1 protein-coding gene is annotated in these 208 nt (G+C 67.8%); it reads right to left on the bottom strand.

Annotated features, from left to right (window positions below; all coding sequences use genetic code 11):
- Positions 1 to 208 (bottom strand): alpha/beta fold hydrolase (locus tag IH09_RS36410; RefSeq protein WP_190233553.1); only part of this gene is annotated, 208 nt, incomplete at both ends.

Below are 208 nucleotides of genomic sequence, written 5' to 3'. Positions count from 1 at the left end.
GCGGCCGGGGAACATCTGGGTGTAGACGGTGCCCAGGTAGGTGCCGTACGAGTAGCCGAAGTAGGAGATCTTCTTCTCGCCGAGCGCGCCGCGGATGACGTCCATGTCGCGGGCCGTGTTGCGGGTGGTGACGTGCGGCAGCACGGAGGCGTTGGTGGCGCGGCACTTGGCGGCCAGGTCCTTCTGGAGGGTGACCTGGCGCTCGAAG

It is taken from the genome of Streptomyces celluloflavus, assembly GCA_000720995.1.
GTDB classification, from domain to species: domain Bacteria; phylum Actinomycetota; class Actinomycetes; order Streptomycetales; family Streptomycetaceae; genus Streptomyces; species Streptomyces celluloflavus.
This window is presented reverse-complemented; position numbering and strand designations above follow the sequence as displayed.